At 71.2% G+C, this 14042-nt stretch carries 22 protein-coding genes; 5 read left to right on the top strand and 17 right to left on the bottom strand.

Annotated elements, in window-relative coordinates; translation table 11 throughout:
- Nucleotides 1-53: 53 nt before the first annotated feature.
- Complete coding sequence (locus JIX55_RS30360; protein WP_257569530.1) at nucleotides 54-182, bottom strand: DUF397 domain-containing protein; 129 nt, start codon at nucleotides 180-182, stop codon at nucleotides 54-56.
- On the bottom strand, nucleotides 124-1086 hold the full coding sequence (locus tag JIX55_RS30365; RefSeq protein WP_443046563.1) for a helix-turn-helix domain-containing protein: 963 nt from the start codon (nucleotides 1084-1086) through the stop codon (nucleotides 124-126). The genes JIX55_RS30360 and JIX55_RS30365 overlap by 59 nt, the downstream gene beginning before the upstream one ends.
- 122 nt (nucleotides 1087-1208) lie before the next feature.
- Between JIX55_RS30365 and JIX55_RS30370 the strand changes: the two genes are divergently transcribed.
- Nucleotides 1209-1418, top strand: coding sequence for a hypothetical protein (locus tag JIX55_RS30370; RefSeq protein ID WP_257566428.1), 210 nt, complete (start codon nucleotides 1209-1211; stop codon nucleotides 1416-1418).
- 2 nt (nucleotides 1419-1420) lie between these two features.
- On the top strand, nucleotides 1421-1837 hold the full coding sequence (locus tag JIX55_RS30375; protein ID WP_257566429.1) for a DUF7848 domain-containing protein: 417 nt from the start codon (nucleotides 1421-1423) through the stop codon (nucleotides 1835-1837).
- A 55-nt stretch (nucleotides 1838-1892) separates the two neighbouring features.
- On the opposite strand, the gene JIX55_RS30380 is transcribed toward JIX55_RS30375, so the two are convergent.
- From JIX55_RS30380 to JIX55_RS30450, 14 genes are all read right to left on the bottom strand, one after another.
- Nucleotides 1893-2291 carry a GntR family transcriptional regulator gene (locus JIX55_RS30380; protein ID WP_257566430.1) on the bottom strand — a complete coding sequence of 133 codons (399 nt, stop codon included), beginning with the start codon at nucleotides 2289-2291 and terminating at the stop codon, nucleotides 1893-1895.
- Nucleotides 2284-3078, bottom strand: coding sequence for a hypothetical protein (locus JIX55_RS30385; protein ID WP_257566431.1), 795 nt, complete (start codon nucleotides 3076-3078; stop codon nucleotides 2284-2286). Before JIX55_RS30385 ends, JIX55_RS30380 begins: the two co-directional genes overlap by 8 nt.
- A gap of 110 nt (nucleotides 3079-3188) precedes the next feature.
- The gene (locus JIX55_RS30390; protein ID WP_257566432.1) at nucleotides 3189-4181 is read right to left on the bottom strand and encodes an isopenicillin N synthase family dioxygenase; all 993 of its coding nucleotides are present in this window, start codon (nucleotides 4179-4181) and stop codon (nucleotides 3189-3191) included.
- Nucleotides 4174-4641 carry a nucleoside deaminase gene (locus JIX55_RS30395; protein WP_257566433.1) on the bottom strand — a complete coding sequence of 156 codons (468 nt, stop codon included), beginning with the start codon at nucleotides 4639-4641 and terminating at the stop codon, nucleotides 4174-4176. The genes JIX55_RS30390 and JIX55_RS30395 overlap by 8 nt, the downstream gene beginning before the upstream one ends.
- Nucleotides 4642-4670: 29 nt before the next feature.
- The gene (locus JIX55_RS30400; RefSeq protein ID WP_257566434.1) at nucleotides 4671-5096 is read right to left on the bottom strand and encodes a gas vesicle protein K; all 426 of its coding nucleotides are present in this window, start codon (nucleotides 5094-5096) and stop codon (nucleotides 4671-4673) included.
- Nucleotides 5068-5397 (bottom strand): gas vesicle protein, encoded by a 330-nt coding sequence (locus JIX55_RS30405; RefSeq protein ID WP_257566435.1) that lies wholly within the window; start codon nucleotides 5395-5397, stop codon nucleotides 5068-5070. Before JIX55_RS30405 ends, JIX55_RS30400 begins: the two co-directional genes overlap by 29 nt.
- Nucleotides 5398-5414: 17 nt before the next feature.
- Nucleotides 5415-5918, bottom strand: a complete 504-nt coding sequence (locus JIX55_RS30410; protein WP_257569532.1) for a gas vesicle protein — start codon at nucleotides 5916-5918, stop codon at nucleotides 5415-5417.
- 17 nt (nucleotides 5919-5935) lie between these two features.
- A complete protein-coding gene (locus tag JIX55_RS30415) occupies nucleotides 5936-7102 on the bottom strand; it encodes an SRPBCC family protein (RefSeq protein ID WP_257566436.1) in 1167 nt (388 codons plus the stop codon).
- Nucleotides 7095-7742 (bottom strand): ABC transporter substrate-binding protein, encoded by a 648-nt coding sequence (locus JIX55_RS30420; RefSeq protein WP_257566437.1) that lies wholly within the window; start codon nucleotides 7740-7742, stop codon nucleotides 7095-7097. Before JIX55_RS30420 ends, JIX55_RS30415 begins: the two co-directional genes overlap by 8 nt.
- 45 nt (nucleotides 7743-7787) lie before the next feature.
- The gene (locus JIX55_RS30425; protein WP_257569533.1) at nucleotides 7788-8051 is read right to left on the bottom strand and encodes a gas vesicle protein GvpG; all 264 of its coding nucleotides are present in this window, start codon (nucleotides 8049-8051) and stop codon (nucleotides 7788-7790) included.
- Between the two features lie 35 nt (nucleotides 8052-8086).
- Entirely contained in the window at nucleotides 8087-8800 is a 714-nt protein-coding gene (locus JIX55_RS30430; RefSeq protein WP_257566438.1) for a GvpL/GvpF family gas vesicle protein, read from the bottom strand.
- A gap of 8 nt (nucleotides 8801-8808) precedes the next feature.
- Nucleotides 8809-9264, bottom strand: coding sequence for a gas vesicle structural protein GvpA (locus JIX55_RS30435; RefSeq protein WP_257569534.1), 456 nt, complete (start codon nucleotides 9262-9264; stop codon nucleotides 8809-8811).
- 105 nt (nucleotides 9265-9369) lie between these two features.
- Entirely contained in the window at nucleotides 9370-9699 is a 330-nt protein-coding gene (locus JIX55_RS30440) for a gas vesicle protein GvpO (protein WP_257569535.1), read from the bottom strand.
- Nucleotides 9700-9782: 83 nt separating this feature from the next.
- Complete coding sequence (locus JIX55_RS30450; protein WP_443046565.1) at nucleotides 9783-10526, bottom strand: MerR family transcriptional regulator; 744 nt, start codon at nucleotides 10524-10526, stop codon at nucleotides 9783-9785.
- A 96-nt stretch (nucleotides 10527-10622) separates the two neighbouring features.
- Here JIX55_RS30450 and JIX55_RS30455 point away from each other — a divergent pair, with 96 nt between their 5' ends.
- Nucleotides 10623-11423, top strand: coding sequence for an RNA polymerase sigma factor (locus JIX55_RS30455; protein ID WP_257566439.1), 801 nt, complete (start codon nucleotides 10623-10625; stop codon nucleotides 11421-11423).
- Entirely contained in the window at nucleotides 11420-12427 is a 1008-nt protein-coding gene (locus JIX55_RS30460) for a CU044_5270 family protein (RefSeq protein WP_257566440.1), read from the top strand. The genes JIX55_RS30455 and JIX55_RS30460 overlap by 4 nt, the downstream gene beginning before the upstream one ends.
- A gap of 27 nt (nucleotides 12428-12454) precedes the next feature.
- Here the strand turns inward: JIX55_RS30460 and JIX55_RS30465 are convergent, their stop codons facing one another.
- Nucleotides 12455-13453, bottom strand: coding sequence for a quinone oxidoreductase family protein (locus tag JIX55_RS30465; RefSeq protein ID WP_257566441.1), 999 nt, complete (start codon nucleotides 13451-13453; stop codon nucleotides 12455-12457).
- A gap of 124 nt (nucleotides 13454-13577) precedes the next feature.
- Between JIX55_RS30465 and JIX55_RS30470 the strand changes: the two genes are divergently transcribed.
- Nucleotides 13578-13904 (top strand): ArsR/SmtB family transcription factor, encoded by a 327-nt coding sequence (locus JIX55_RS30470; RefSeq protein WP_257566442.1) that lies wholly within the window; start codon nucleotides 13578-13580, stop codon nucleotides 13902-13904.
- Nucleotides 13905-14042: the final 138 nt, after the last annotated feature.

Below are 14042 nucleotides of genomic sequence, written 5' to 3' on the forward strand. Positions count from 1 at the left end.
CGGGGCGGCGAGGGGAAGTTGGGTCGAAATGAAGGCGGAGGTTGCCCGTTCGGTTACGGAAGCGTCCGAACGGTGTCGACGAAGCGGTGCCAGGCGGAGCGGTTGATGACCATTACGGGGCCGTCAGGGTTCTTGCTGTCGCGGACGGGGACGAGTCCGGGGAAACCGGGGGCTACTTCGATGCAGTCGCCGCCGTTGTCGTCGCTGTAGCTGCTCTTGATCCAGGTCGCCACGCTCAGTTGGTACCTGTCCATGATGCTCGTACCCCTTCATCGCGTCGCTGATCAGAGCGGCGGACTCACGGGCTGACGGAGCGTCTGCCCTGAGCACATCATAGGTCTGGCTGTACCGTCCGAAGACGGCCGGATCGTCGCTGAAGTAGCCGCGGTCCAGGGTCTCCGAGTAGACCCACTTGTGCCCGTCCGGCAGCGTGATCAGCGACATTGAACCGTTGGGGCGGATGAGTCCCGAGAGACCGGCCGGGGCGACCTGGATGTGGACGTTGGCGCGCTCGGCCACGTCGAGCAGGTGCGCACACTGACCCCGCATGACGGCCGGGCTGCCCACCAGGTTGCGTAGACAGCTTTCGTCCAACACCACGGCGTAGAACGGGCCGTCAGGTTCCAGGAAGCGCTGCTGTCGGCTCAGTCGGGCACGTACTCGCTCCTCCACCTCCTCGGAAGTCCTGCGGCGACGGCTGAACAGCGCCTCCATGTAGTCCACTGTCTGCAAGAGGCCCGGGATGACGCGCTCGTGGTACGCACGCAGGTCGACGACCTCCGCATCCATCTCTGCCCGGCGCTTGAACCAATCCGGATGTTCCACCTGCGGATACCAGTCGACCTTGCCCCACATCCGGGTCAACACCCCACCCGTGTCCAGCACCGCGTCACACCGCTTCGCGAACTGCTCGCTCGGGACCCTCGTGCCCGCCTCGATCTTCGCCACCTGCGACCGGTCGCAGGGGATCTGCTTGGCCAGCGCCTCCTGCGTCAGCAGCGCCGCCTCGCGGAAGTGCCGTAGTACCTCGCCGAACAGCACCGAACTCCCGGCCCCGCCGGCCCCCTCGGCGTTCCGCCTCGTCACAACGTCCCCCTCGTGCTCCTCCGTGGCAAAGGCCCAGTGCCACGCGTCCCGCGTTGATAGCGACCGTTCCCGTCGGCGACGCTATGTACACCCAGAGTTACGAACAGGGCTGTGGAGTGCGTGTGGAACCAGAGGGGCAGCTTGTCTACGACCCGCAGACGCGGCGCGTGGGTGAGTACCGGGACAAGGTCGGGCCGTATGCGATGTTGCGCCCGGTGGGCGGCGGCAGGGAGTGGGAGGCGGATCCGGAGGCGTTGCGGCCGGCGACTCCGGCGGAGCGGATCGGGGCGCAGGTGAGGGCCGCCAACCAGCGTTCGAAGAGGAGGGTGTGACGGTGCGTCAGCGAGATGAGGGTGGGCTTGGGCGCCCGCCCGTGCCGGTTCCCGGTTGTGTGACGTGCGCCGAACTGGCCGTACGACGGGACGAGGCGCGGGCCCGTTACGACCGCAGCGCGGAGACCGACGCGAACGTCCTGCTCCGGCACCATCAGCGCCGCGACCACACCACCGCGCCCCGGACCCGCCGCGTCTTCCGCTACGTGCCGTACGTCATCGCGCAGGACACGACGGCCGAGCCGGAGTACGAGGCGCGGTGTGTGTCGGGTGACGAGGAGGAGTGCGGGGCGGAGTCCGGCGTACGGCACGACCCGGCGGCCGTGGAGCAGTGGCAGCGCAAGCACACGCAGGAGACCCGGCATCTGCGGTACCGCCGGAGCTTCGGGGACTACTCGGTGCTGGAGCCGCTGGGGTGAGACCGGCCGGAAGGGCTCGGTGAGCACAGCGCGGACCCGGGCTCGTGGAAGGTGATCAGCTTTCCGGTCCTCGGCGGTCCGGGCCCAGGGCGTCGCGGACGGCGGTCAGGATGGTGTCGGTGTCGGCGCCCAGTGCGCGGGCGGAGGCGGTGAAGTCGCGGGCGAGCGTGGCGAGTTGGAGGGCGTACGGGCGGGTCGGGCCGGTCGGCGGCGCCGCGACCCGGGTGCCCGCGCCGCGGCGGGTGCGGATCAGCTCGGCGGCCTCCAGCTCGCGGTAGGCGCGGGCGACCGTGCCCGGCGCCAGACCGAGGTCCGTGGCCAGCTGGCGCACGGTCGGCAGCCGTTCGCCCTCGGTCAGCCGGCCGGTGACGATCAGCGCGGCGAGCTGCGCGCGGATCTGCTCGTACGGCGGTACCTGGCTGGTGGTGTCGACGCGGACGGCGGGCTCACTCATCGCCGACGGCCTCGTCCCCGGCCGCGTCGTCGTCGACCGCCCGGGGTGCCACCACGGTGACCAGGGACCAGACGACGGTGAACAGGTTGAGCAGGGCCAGGGGGTAGAACACCCAGAAGGTGAGGGCGCCCAGCACGCCGGCGCAGCCCGTCTCCGTCAGCGAGACGGAGACCATCAGCACGGCGTACAGCTGCTGGCTCGACACCAGCAGGCCCCAGGCCCCGGTGACCGCCCACGCGCGGTCGCGGCGCTGCTGTTCCTCGCCCGGGCCGTGGGCGATGCGGCGCAGGGCCCAGACGCAGGTGGGGGTGGCTATGGCGAGCGCGCCGAACATCGGGAGGGTGTAGTACAGGCCGGGCCAGGGGCCGGTGGTCGCGCGCATCCCGTTGCAGGTGATGGTGAGGACCTTCCCCGTACTGAATATCCGGTCGGGGTCGACGGATGCCGTGGCGGCCGTGATCACCAGCAGGACGGCGAGGGAGACCCCCTGGAGGGCGATCAGAGGGCCCATGTGCGGTGGGACATGGTCTCTGACCAGGCGTGGGGCGAGACTCGCGGTGCGTACCGCGGCCTGGGGGCGCAGGGTCAGGGCGTCGGCGAGCAGTACGCCGGCCACCGCGCACAGGCCGAAGGCCGTGATGCAGAACACGACGCGCTGCTCGAACTCGACGTCCCCCAGTGTGGACAGCGCCTGTGCGACCACGAGGCCGATGGCCAGACCGGACCAGCGGGCGTAGTGGTCGGCGTGGTCGAGGAGTCGGGACGCCGGCGAGGCGGTGTCGAGCATGTGGAGATCCCCCGGGACTTGTATCAGCTTGAGCCCAGCTTGTATCAAGCGGTGAGTACAAGATGCCCCGGGGTGGGATCTTGTGTCAAACGTTCGATACAAGCTCAAGCTCAGGTCACAGTGATCGAGTCCAACTGCGCCCGCAGGTACACATGGGAGTCCACCGGCGGGTACGCCACCCGCCCGACCGGCGCGGGGACGGACTCGACGACCGTGCCCGGGGTGCACTCGCCGAAGTAGACCAGCGACATCAGCTCCTCGGCGGGCTCGTCGGCCGGGGGCGGCAGCACGCGGTGACGCCCGGAACGCCAGCGGTCGCCGGTCCAACGGGCCATCAGGTCACCGATGTTGATGGTGAAGGCGTCCGGGTCGTAGGGGGCGTCCTCCCAGCCGCCCTCGTCCGTGTACACCTGGAGCCCGCCCTTGCCGGCCTGCCGGTCGAGGATCGTGACCGTGCCGAAGTCGGTGTGCGGGCCGATGCGGAACTGACCCGGCACCGGGTCGCCGATGACCTCCGTACCCGGGTACCAGTTGATGTTGAAGCCGTAGGTGGGGTGGCTCATGTGGCGGGAGAAGAAGTCCGGTTCGAGACCGAGGGCCTCACCGAGGAGGGAGAGGAGCAGGTCCTCCAGCTCGCCCATCCGCGCCAGGTACTCCTCGCAGAGCCCCCGCAGCTCCGGCACCTCCGCCGGCCATACATTCGGCGCGTACCACTCCGCGTTCACGACCGGGTCGTCGAACGGCTCGTGCGTCGCGAACGTCAGCGACTCCTTGAGGTCCGGCGGAGTCTCCGTACCCTCCGCATACCCGTTCGCCTCGGCCCCCGGCCCGAGCCACCCGCGCCCGCCGACCTTCACCTCGTACGCCTGCTTGGCCTCGACGGGGAGGGTGAAGAAGGCGCGCGCGGCCTCCCGGATACGGGTGCGGAGGGCAGGGTCGACACCGTGGCCGGTGACGAGGAGGAAACCGGCGGTCTGGAGGGCCTCGTCGACGGTACGGGCGATGGCTGCGCGGGCGCCTGGGGCGCCGTCGAGCCAGGGGCGCAGGTCGATGGTGGGGATGCGGGGGCCGCCGGGGGTGGCGGGCGTCTTGGGGTCACTCACCGATGTCCTCGTTCCACAGAGCCGGGTTGTGCTCGATGAAGTCGCGCATCAGGGACACGCACTCCGGGTCGTCCAGCACGACGATCTCCACGCCGTGTTCGGCGAGCCAGTCGTGCCCGCCGTGGAAGGTGACGGCCTCCCCGACCACCACCCTGGAGATGCCGAACTGCCGCACCAGCCCCGAGCAGTACCAGCACGGCGACAGCGTCGTCACCATCGTCGTACCGCGATACGTCCGCTGCCGCCCCGCAGCACGGAAGGCGGCCGTCTCGGCGTGCATGGAGGGGTCGCCGTCCTGGACGCGGCGGTTGTGGCCGCGCCCGAGGAGGGTGCCGTCGGGGCCGTAGAGCGCGGCGCCGATGGGGATCCCGCCCTCGGCGAGCCCGGCCCGCGCCTCCTCCACGGCGGTGGCGAGCCAGGCGCGTGCCCGCGCCTGTGCTGGTGACTGCGGCTGGTCCATGACCTCACTCTGCCCACGAAACGCCCGGGTCACGTGCTCGGCGGTGGGAGGAGGGTGCCCAGGGGGCCGAGGTCGAGGTTGAGGTCGTCCAGGGTGAGGCCGTAGTGGTCGCAGAGTTCGGTCATGCGGTCGTGGAGGACCATCAGGGTCATGCCGAGGCGTTCCTCCTGGTCCTCGGTGAGGCCGCCCTGGTCGACGCGGTGGAGGGCCTGGCGTTCCATCAGCTGGCGGAGCAGTTCGACGATGGTGAGGACGAGGCGGACGAGATCCCGTTCCACCGTGTCGGGGTCGGTGCGCAGCCGGCGCGCCACGGCTCCGCCCCGGCCGGTGGGCGCCGGCGTGATGTCGTCCGGCCGTGCGGGCAGCAGCGAGAACGCGCGGTTCGCGGCCTCGGACACCTCGCGGAGCCGGTCGGTGGGCGGGCCGTCAGGCAGGGGTGGCGGTGTCGTCGCCATGGCCGCCCCCTTCCGCGTACGTCCGCTCGGGCAGGGCGGGTGCCCACTGGCCGGCCTGTGCGTCGTGTGCGGGCTCGGGGAGGGCCGACGCCCACTGCTTGTCCATCTCCTCGCGGACGGCGACGATCACCGCGCGCAGCGAGACCCGCACCAGGTCGATGTCCGCGATGCTCAGGACGAGGTCTCCGGTGAGTACGACGCCGCCGCTCAGCAGCCGGTCGAGCAGGTCGATCAGGGCCACTTGCCGGCCGCTGATCGGGCGGTCGTAGTCGTCGTACTCGTACTCGCCGTACGCGCTCATTGGCGGCGGGCCCTTCCTCAGCTCCGGTCCTCTTCGTCCTCGTCGGTCACGACCTTCCGGCGTTTGCGTCGGGGCTCTGCCGTACGGCTCTCCTCGCGGGGCTTCCGCTCGGTGGGGCGGGGGCGGCGGCGCTCGGCCGGTTGGCTCGGGGACAGCTCCGGCGGGGACTCCGCGACGCGTTGGCGTAGTTCCTTCACCTCGGCGCGGAGGCGCTCGTTCTCGTCGGCGAGGGAGCGCCGGCCGTCGGAGCGGGACGCGCGGGAGGAGAGGGCGGGGTCGTGCTCCCACCAGTCGATGCCGATCTCCTTCGCCTTGTCGACCGAGGCCACCAGGAGGCGGAGCTTGATGGTGAGCAGCTCGATGTCCAGCAGGTTGACCCTGATGTCGCCGACGATGACGATGCCCTTGTCGAGAACGCGTTCAAGGATGTCGGCGAGGTTCGCGCTGGAGCCCTGGTTGTACGGATAGGGGCTTCGCGACGATGACGGCGACGACGACGGGGAAGGCGACGACGAAGGCACCGGGGAGTCGGGATGGGTCACGGCTCACTCGACCTCGTTTCCTTCCGCCCTCCGTCTTCGTCCTCGTCCGCTTCTTCCTCCTCCTCCCATTCCTCCTCGGGGCCGTAGTCCTCGTCGTCCTCGGCGGCTTCGGCTTCGGCTTCGTTTTCGTCTTCGTCTGCTTCCTTCTGCTCCTCGTCGTACTCGTCCTCGGGCTCTGCGCCCTCCTGGCCCTCTTCGCCCTCTTCGGTCTCTTCGTCCTCGTCCCGCTCCTCGTCCTCGTCCCGCTCCTCGTCGGCGGCCTCCGGTTCCTGGACCTCCGCGTCGTGGATCTCTCCGCGCCAGCCCCCGGTGGCCTCGCCGCGCATCATGACGAAGGTGCGGTAGAGCTTCAGGTCGAGGCGGGCGCGGCGGCCCTGGGCCCGTACCAGGCTTCCCGTCTTCTCGAAGAGTCCCTTGGGGAAGTACTCAAGGACGAGCAGCACCTTGGTGAGGTTCTCGCCGAGCGGATGGAAGGTGACGACGCCCCTGGTCGTGCCCTTGTCGCCCTCCGTCGTCCAGGCGATGCGCTCGTCGGGCACCTGCTCCGTGATGGTGCCGCGCCACTGACGGTTCGACTTGGCGACCTTGACGTGCCATTTGGTGGTGACCTCGTCCTCCTGCTCGACGCCGACCACGCCCTTGGCGAACCGTTCGAAGTCCTGGAACTGCGTCCACTGGTCGTACGCCTCGCGCACCGGCACACCCACGTCGATGTCCTCGATGATGGTGTGCCCCTTGCCGCTGCCGCCCGAGGGGTCCTTGCCGTGCCCCTTGCCGGCGACGTCCTTCGCTTTCTCGGTGACGTCCTTGGCCTTCTCGGTGACGCCCTTGGCCTTCTCGGTCGCCTTGCCGGTGACGCCCTTGGCCTTCCCCGTGACGTCCTTCGCCTTTCCCGTGACGTCCTTCGCCTTGTCCACCAGCGCGTCCTTGGCATGCGACGCGGTCGACGTCAGTGACCCCGCGCTCACGTCGCTCAGCTTGCGCGCGCCCTCGCCCAGCCCGTGGCCCACGTTCTGGAGCATCAGCGACAGCCGGGCCTCGATGTACTCCTCCAGCTCTTCCTTCAGCCGGGTCGTGCCCGCGTTCCGACCGGCCTCCTCGCGCGTTTCGCTGAGGGTGCCGGCACCCGCCGAGCCGCCTTTCGCCGTCCTGCCCTCAGTCATCGTCCTGCCTCCTCGACCGTGAGCCGGTGCCGCTCTTGGTGCGGATCGCGGCGGCGGTCTTCTTCTTCGGGCGCGGTTCGCTCTTCCGGGCCGTCGACCCGCTTCGCTGCGCCGTCGAGCGTCCACCGCTCCGCCGCGCCGAGGTCCCTGCGCCGGCCTTCGCGTCCCGGCCCTTCCGGCCCTCTCCGGCCTTCTCGTCGTCCTCGGCCTGGTCCTGCGCCTCGTCCTCTTCGGCCGGTTCCTTCTCCTCGGCCTCGTCCTCGTCCTCGGCCTCGTCCTCTTCGGGAGGTCCCTTCTTCTCCTCCTCCTCTTCCTCCTCGTCCTCGGCCTGGTCCTGCTCGCCGGTCGCCTCGGCCCGTTCCCGCAGGCCCGCCGTGCGTTCGTGCAGGGCTCCGGCGAGGCTGTCGGCCTTCGCCGTCAGTACGGAGGTCGCCGCGGCCTTGCTCGCGTCCGTCAGCTCGGTGCGCACCTGCCGGGTGATGTTGCCGATGAACGGGGAGTCGAGCGCCTTGCCGAGCTGTCCGGGCCTGACCCGGGATCCGGCCAGCAGGGCGCCGAGGCCGATGGCGGCCTTGGCCTTCTTCGTCCGCCCCAGCAGATAACCGCCCAGGACGGCCGCGCCGATCGTGGCGTTGTTCATGATCCTGTCTTCTTTCCGTGCCTGAGCCTTCCGTGCCCGAGCGCCTCACGGACCGGGCTGTGCACCCTGCTGGAGCCGGTAGGCGCTGATCTCCTCCAGACGGTGCAGCAACTCCTCCTCGCGCCGCGCGAACTCCTCCTCGTCGACGCGCCCCTCGGTCCGCGCCCGCTCCAGGTTCACCAGCTCCTCCTGGATGGGGGCCGGGTCGTAGTACTCGTCCTCCGCGGCCTGTCTCACCTTGTCGACCACCCAACCGACACCCCGCACGGGGGCGACCGGCAACGTCAGGATGGTCCCGACCAGTCCCACCACCACACCGCCTCCTCAGGCTGAACGGTCAACGGTCATACGAAGCTGTACGGCGGCAGCGGGCCGCGCAGCCGCAGTTCCACCCCCTCTCCCAGGGCCTCGGCCAGCTCGCCGCCGGCCTCGGTGAACTCGTCGGACCGTTCGCCGTCCACCAGGAAGGACGCGTTCACGAAGTACTGCGAAGACGGCGGCGTGACCTGCTCGGCCAGGGTGTAGGGCCGCAGCGCGGCGAGGACCTCCTCGCCCAGCGCCTCCTGCCGGGCCTGCACCTCCTGGGCCACCAGCTCGCCGAGGGCGAGGCGGTCCTCGTACGTGCCGCCGCCCTCGCGGATCGCCTCGTTCAGCTCACGGGCCCGCGGGGACTCCGTCAGGATGGTGCGCAGGAGGGTGTCCTCGTCCAGGACGCCCTTGACGTTGAACTCCGCGCGGCCGGTCAGCTCGTCGAGGCGCCGGGAGAACGCCTCGGCCCGCTCCTGGAGCAGGGCCTCCACGGCGGCCTCGTCCTGGGCGACGAACCCGAAGCTCATCGGCAGGATGGCGCCGTCGGCCCACAGCTGTTCCTGGACCTCGTGGTGCGCCTCGACGTCCCGGCGGCTGACCGACAGGTCCTCGGGGGTCTCGCTGACGACGGCGCGGAGTTCGCCGCTGCTGACGGCGTGCAGGTCGGCGGGGTCCTCCCCGACGCCCTTGACGTCGTCCAGGCCCAGCGGATGCGCCGCCTTGGTGATCGCGTACACGTACACGGACATCGGCTCGCTCACTCCTCACGGTCCCTGGAGGAACGGCGGCTCGTGCCGCTCCGCTCGGAGCGCACGCGCTGCTTCTCGCGCCCGGATTCGCGCTCGTCGTCGTCCCCGCGCCCCTTCTGGAGCGACTCGGTGACGGCCTGGACCGCGCCCGTGAGCGCCCCTTTGCTCTTGCCCCGGGCGCCCGACTCGACGGTGTTCCCGACGATGTCCGTCAGCTGGGAGGGAGCCTTGCGTCCCGATTCCAGATCCAGCCGGTTGCACGCCTCCGCGAAGCGTAGATACGTGTCGACGCTGGCCACGACCACCCGGGCGTCGATCTTCAGGATCTCTATCCCGACCAGGGAGACCCGCGCGAACGCGTCGATGACCAGACCCCGGTCGAGGACGAGTTCCAGCACGTCGTAGAGGTTCCCCGAGCCGCCGCCACGGGCGGCTACGGCGCCGCCCTCGCCCTGCGGCACCACAGTCACGATCTCTTCCCTTCCGGTACGGGAAGCCGTACGTCAGGGGTCCGAGCCGACGGCGTCAGTGGCAGCTGTGGCTCGTGCCGCAGCTGTCGCCTCGGCGGCTCAGCGGGTGTCGCCCCGGTCGATCTGCGCGCGCGTGTACCGGCGTCCGCGCTCGTACGCCAGCAGTTTGCCCGCGGGATCCAGAACGACCCGGTAGCCGGCCATCACACTGGTCGTCTGCGGGATGCGCTCCAGTTCCAGGACCTCGACCTGGGCCTCCCAGCCCTCTTCGGTCGGCTTCAGCGCGGAAACAGACTCGGGAGCGCGGCCCAGCAACTCGGTGAGCTGCTCGATCGCGCTCCGCATGGCCTCGGGCGCGGAGAGCCGGTCCTCGGCGGGCTTCTGCCGCGACGAGGAACGCTGCTTCTCCGACTCATGGCCGCTCGTGATCATCACCTTCTCGCTCTGCTCCCATCATCGACCTCCACCACCGCACCTGCCACTCCTGAGCCGTACCCGGCCCCCGGCGGCCCTCAGCTCCGCGCGGCGTCGGCTGTCAGATACGTGTTCAGGTGCCCGGCGCCCCCCAGCATCGCCGCCGTGCGGGTGGTCAGGGCGGTGTGGCGGGTCTCGATGGCGGTGTGGAGGGCTTCGGTGGTGCCTTCTCGGCGGAGGGCCTCGAGGACGGGGCGGATGTGGTCGAGGAGGTAGTGGTTGCGACGGAGGGCGAGGATGAAGCGGGCGTCGCGTACTTCTTCGGGGGTGTAGTGGCGGTAGCCGGTGCCGGGCTCGCGGTGGGGGGAGAGGAGACCGGCGGCCTCCCAGACGCGGAGCGTGGACGTGCGGACGCCGAGCAGCGCGGCGACCTCGCCGATCAGCAGGTCGGTGCCGGGGACGTCGTCCTCGGGCGGCTCCCCGGCCAGCGTCTGAAGTGCCTCGCTCGTCGCCCGCAGCGACACCCGCTCCGCGTGCAGCGCCGCGTGCTCCGCGTCCACCAGGGCCAGCGCCCCGGGCACGTCCCCCTCGTGCACGGTCCGCATGATCCGCGTCGCCGCCACCGCCCCGTACCCCTTCGACAGCGCCCGGTACGTCAGCAGCGCCCGCCGGTGCGCGTCCCCGAAGACCCGGTAACCGGAGCCGGTGCGCGGGACGGGCGGCAGGACGCCCGCCTCCTCGTAGTTGCGGATCTGCTGGGTGGAGACACCGGAGAGCCGGGCGAGGTCGACGGGGCGCAGGCGGGCGGCGACGGCAGTCGGAGGTTGCTCGGGTCGGGACATCGAGTTGAAGGTTAGGGCGGTTCGGCGAGTGGGGGAGGGGACTCCTGTGTGACCGGGGACACAGGGACGGCCGGCGCCGGGCGGACAGGGGGAGGCGTGGAACTTTCTTTACGAGCCCGCGTACGGGACGGCGATCCGGAGGCGTTCAGCCGCCTCTTCCGGGAGCACGCGCAGGCCGTGTACGGCCATGCCGCGCGGCTCACGGCGGACCGGAACACGGCCGAGGACGTGGTCTCGCTGACCTTCCTGGAAGCCTGGAGGCTGCGCGAGAAGCTGCTGTCGGACGCCGAGTTGGCCGAGATCGCCAAGGGGGCCGGGGCGGACGGCTTCGACGACGGCGAGGGAGACGGCGGCGGCCAGGGCGACGGCTGCCCGCGCGAGAGCGGTCCGGGCGAGAGCGGTCCGGGCGACAGCAGTCTGCGCGCCTGGCTGTTCGGCATCGCCACCAACGTGCTCCGCAACACCCGCCGCGCCGCCCGGCGGCACAGCGCCGCCCTCGCCCGGCTCCCGGAACGCCACGCCGAAAGCGCGACCGTGCCCGACTTCGCCGACGAACTGGTCGGCCGTATGGAGGACTCCGACCGGCTCGCCGCCGCCCACGCGGCCCTCGCCAAGCTCCGCCGCCGCGAGCGCGAGGTGTTCGCGCTGTGCGTCTGGTCGGGCCTGAGCTATGCGGCCGCCGCCGAAGCCCTGGACGTGCCCGTCAGCACCGTACGGTCGCGGCTCGCCCGTGCCCGGCAACGCCTGCGCGGCCTCGCGGAGGCGGAACTCGCGCGGCAACTCGTACGGCGCGAAAGAACGAGACCTCTCCCCGGCGGCGGACAGACACCTGTCGGCCGCACCGAGGCGGCCAGGTCGGCACAGGCAGAGGCAGAGGCACAGGAGAGACTCCGATGAACCCCGTGGAACGAGAAGAACTGGCACGGCTGCTGCCCAGCCCGGGTGACCCGCTCCTGTCGGACGACCGTCTGACGCGACTGGAGGACCACCTCATGCAGGAGATCACCGGAGAGGCCACCGTACGGATCACCGGGGCGCGGACGTCGGAGGACCGGACGGCAGGGGGGCGTCCGGCCCGTACGCGTCGCCGCCGGTTCGCCCTGGTCGCGATGCCGCTCGGGATGGCCGCCGCGGTCCTCGCGACGGTCATCGGGACCGGCGTGATCGGGCGGGGGCCCACCGTCGAGGAGGACGCGGCCGGGCTGCTGAAGCGCATCGCCACGGCCGCGACGGACGGGGAACCCACCCCCGTACGCGACGACCAGTACCTCTACATCAGGACCCAGGGCACGTCGAGGGACTCCGCGGCCGCGCTGGAGGGCGGGAAGAACGCGAAGACGGAGTACCCCTACCGGCGGACCGACTGGATCTCCGTCGACGGCAAGCGGAAGGGGTTCGCCCGAACCAACTGGCTGGAGGGGCCGCCGATCGCGCGGGGGATGAACGGGGAGGTCATCGAGGACCCCCTGGCGAATTCGACCGAGAACATCGAGGACATGACGCTCTCCGCCGACCCGGACAACAGCTACCACGAACTGCGGGAGCTGCCCACGGACCCCGACAGGCTGTACGACAAGGTGTGGGCGGCTACCAGCGGCCAGGGCCCGACCCATGAGGAGGCCGCGCTGGAGTACATCACCACGATGCTCGACGAGGCGCAGCTGCTGCCCGACCTGAACGGCGCGCTCTTCCACGTGGCCGCCGAGATCCCGGGTGTGCGGATCGTCGAGGAGGCGAAGGACGCCGTCGGCCGCGAGGGCGTCGGCCTGGCCTTCGGCGAGGGCGACGACCGTGCCGTATGGGTCTTCGACCGGGAGAGCCTGAAGTACCTGGGTTCGGAGAGCCAGGCCCTGCTGGAGGTCGGGGTCGTCGACAAGGTGGGGCAGACACCGGCCGACTGAGGGTGGTCTACGGGTCGAGGGCGGCCGTCACGCCTCGTCGCCCCCCACTCGAAGCAGCAGCTTCCCCACGCTCTTGCGCGCACCCATCAGCCGGTGGGCCTCAGCCGCCTCCGCCAGGCCGAACTCCGCTGTCACCGGCAGCGATACGACCCCCTCGACGACCGTGGCGAACGCCCGCTCGGCGAGGGCGCGCAGTTCGGCGGGGGCCGACTTGGCGAGGGTGAGGATCGAGAAGCCGGAGACGGTCAGGCCGAGGGCGTACAGCTCGGGCTGGCCGACGGTCCACGGCTGCTCCCCGCCGGCGTTGCCGAAGGAGACGAGGCGGCCGAACGGGGCGAGGGAGCCGAGCCCGGCGCGGAGGGTGTCGCCGCCGACGGGGTCGAGGACCAGGTCGACGCCACGGCCGCCGGTCGCGGCGCGTACCTCGTCCGCGAAGAACCCGGTGGCGGCGGTCCCGGCGAAGACCTCGTCGTAACCGTGGTCCAGGGCGTGCTTCGCCTTGGCCGCGTCCGAGACGACCCCGTACACCGCCCCGGCGCCCGCCGCCTTCGCCAACTGCCCGGCGACGGTGCCGATTCCGCCCGCCGCGCCCTGCACGAGCACGGTCTCACCGGCCCGCAGCCGCCCCACCGTGTGCACGAGCGCGTACGCCGTCGGCAGCACGGTGGGGAGCGTGGCCCCGGTGCGGAGATCGACGCCCTCCGGCAGCGGGAACACGGTCACCGCGTCGGCCACCACGACCTCCGCGTACGCGCCCGCGTCCGTCAGCGCGGTCACCTGCTGTCCGACGCTCAGCCCCTGGACGCCCTCGCCGAGCGCGCGCACCCGCCCGGAGACCTCCAGACCGGGGCGGTAGGGGAGGGCCGTGACCCGGTAGCCCTCGGCGCGGGCCTTCAGATCGGCGAAGTTCACCCCCGCGTACGCCACGTCGACGCTCACCTGCCCGGGGCCGGGCTCGGGGGCCTCCGCCTCCACCACCTTCAGGACCTCGGGGTCGCCGTACTCCTGGAACTCGATCGCGCGCATGCCGAACTCCCCGCTCCACTGTTCAATGAAAAGCGAACACTCGCGAGTGTATGGTTCTCATCGAACACTCTGCAAGGGCGAACGCCCCGCGAGAACGCGAGCGGGACGAGAGGGAGGGGCGGACATGGTGGAACGCGCCGGCCATCGGGCGGCCCCCGAGCACACCCACCCCGACGACGTCCCGGTCCTGACGGCCCTCGCGGCTCTCGCCGATCCCGTACGCATCACGCTCGTACGGGAGTTGGCGGGTTCCACGGTGTGGACGCGCAGCTGCGGCAGCTTCGACGTGCCGGTCGGCAAGGCCGCCCTCAGCCACCACTTCTCCGTACTGCGGGGCGCCGGACTCGTAGAGCAGCGCGACGAGGGCGCCAGGCGCGTCAACCGGCTGCGACGCGAGGAGTTCGACGCCCGCTTCCCGGGGCTGCTCGACCTGGTCCTGCGCGAGGACTGAACGACGGGGGCGACCCCCGCCGTCGTGAGTGAGGGGGGCGGCCCCCGCCGTCGTGAGTGAGGGGCGGCCCCCGTCGTTGTGAGTGAGGGGCGGCCCCCGTCGTTGTGAGTGAGGGGACGACCCCCGCCGTCGTAGTGA

The sequence above is a fragment of the Streptomyces sp. DSM 40750 genome, assembly GCF_024612035.1.
GTDB lineage: Bacteria > Actinomycetota > Actinomycetes > Streptomycetales > Streptomycetaceae > Streptomyces.

Excerpts from the sequence above, each read along its gene's own strand:
- JIX55_RS30380 (WP_257566430.1), bottom strand. The coding sequence starts at position 2,291 with ATGAGTGAGCCCGCCGTCCGCGTCGACACCACCAGCCAGGTACCGCCG.
- JIX55_RS30385 (WP_257566431.1), bottom strand. The coding sequence starts at position 3,078 with ATGCTCGACACCGCCTCGCCGGCGTCCCGACTCCTCGACCACGCCGAC.
- JIX55_RS30395 (WP_257566433.1), bottom strand. The coding sequence starts at position 4,641 with ATGGACCAGCCGCAGTCACCAGCACAGGCGCGGGCACGCGCCTGGCTC.
- JIX55_RS30400 (WP_257566434.1), bottom strand. The coding sequence starts at position 5,096 with ATGGCGACGACACCGCCACCCCTGCCTGACGGCCCGCCCACCGACCGG.
- JIX55_RS30405 (WP_257566435.1), bottom strand. The coding sequence starts at position 5,397 with ATGAGCGCGTACGGCGAGTACGAGTACGACGACTACGACCGCCCGATC.
- JIX55_RS30415 (WP_257566436.1), bottom strand. The coding sequence starts at position 7,102 with ATGACTGAGGGCAGGACGGCGAAAGGCGGCTCGGCGGGTGCCGGCACC.
- JIX55_RS30420 (WP_257566437.1), bottom strand. The coding sequence starts at position 7,742 with ATGAACAACGCCACGATCGGCGCGGCCGTCCTGGGCGGTTATCTGCTG.
- JIX55_RS30430 (WP_257566438.1), bottom strand. The coding sequence starts at position 8,800 with ATGTCCGTGTACGTGTACGCGATCACCAAGGCGGCGCATCCGCTGGGC.
- JIX55_RS30450 (WP_443046565.1), bottom strand. The coding sequence starts at position 10,526 with ATGTCCCGACCCGAGCAACCTCCGACTGCCGTCGCCGCCCGCCTGCGC.
- JIX55_RS30460 (WP_257566440.1), top strand. The coding sequence starts at position 11,420 with ATGAACCCCGTGGAACGAGAAGAACTGGCACGGCTGCTGCCCAGCCCG.
- JIX55_RS30465 (WP_257566441.1), bottom strand. The coding sequence starts at position 13,453 with ATGCGCGCGATCGAGTTCCAGGAGTACGGCGACCCCGAGGTCCTGAAG.
- JIX55_RS30470 (WP_257566442.1), top strand. The coding sequence starts at position 13,578 with ATGGTGGAACGCGCCGGCCATCGGGCGGCCCCCGAGCACACCCACCCC.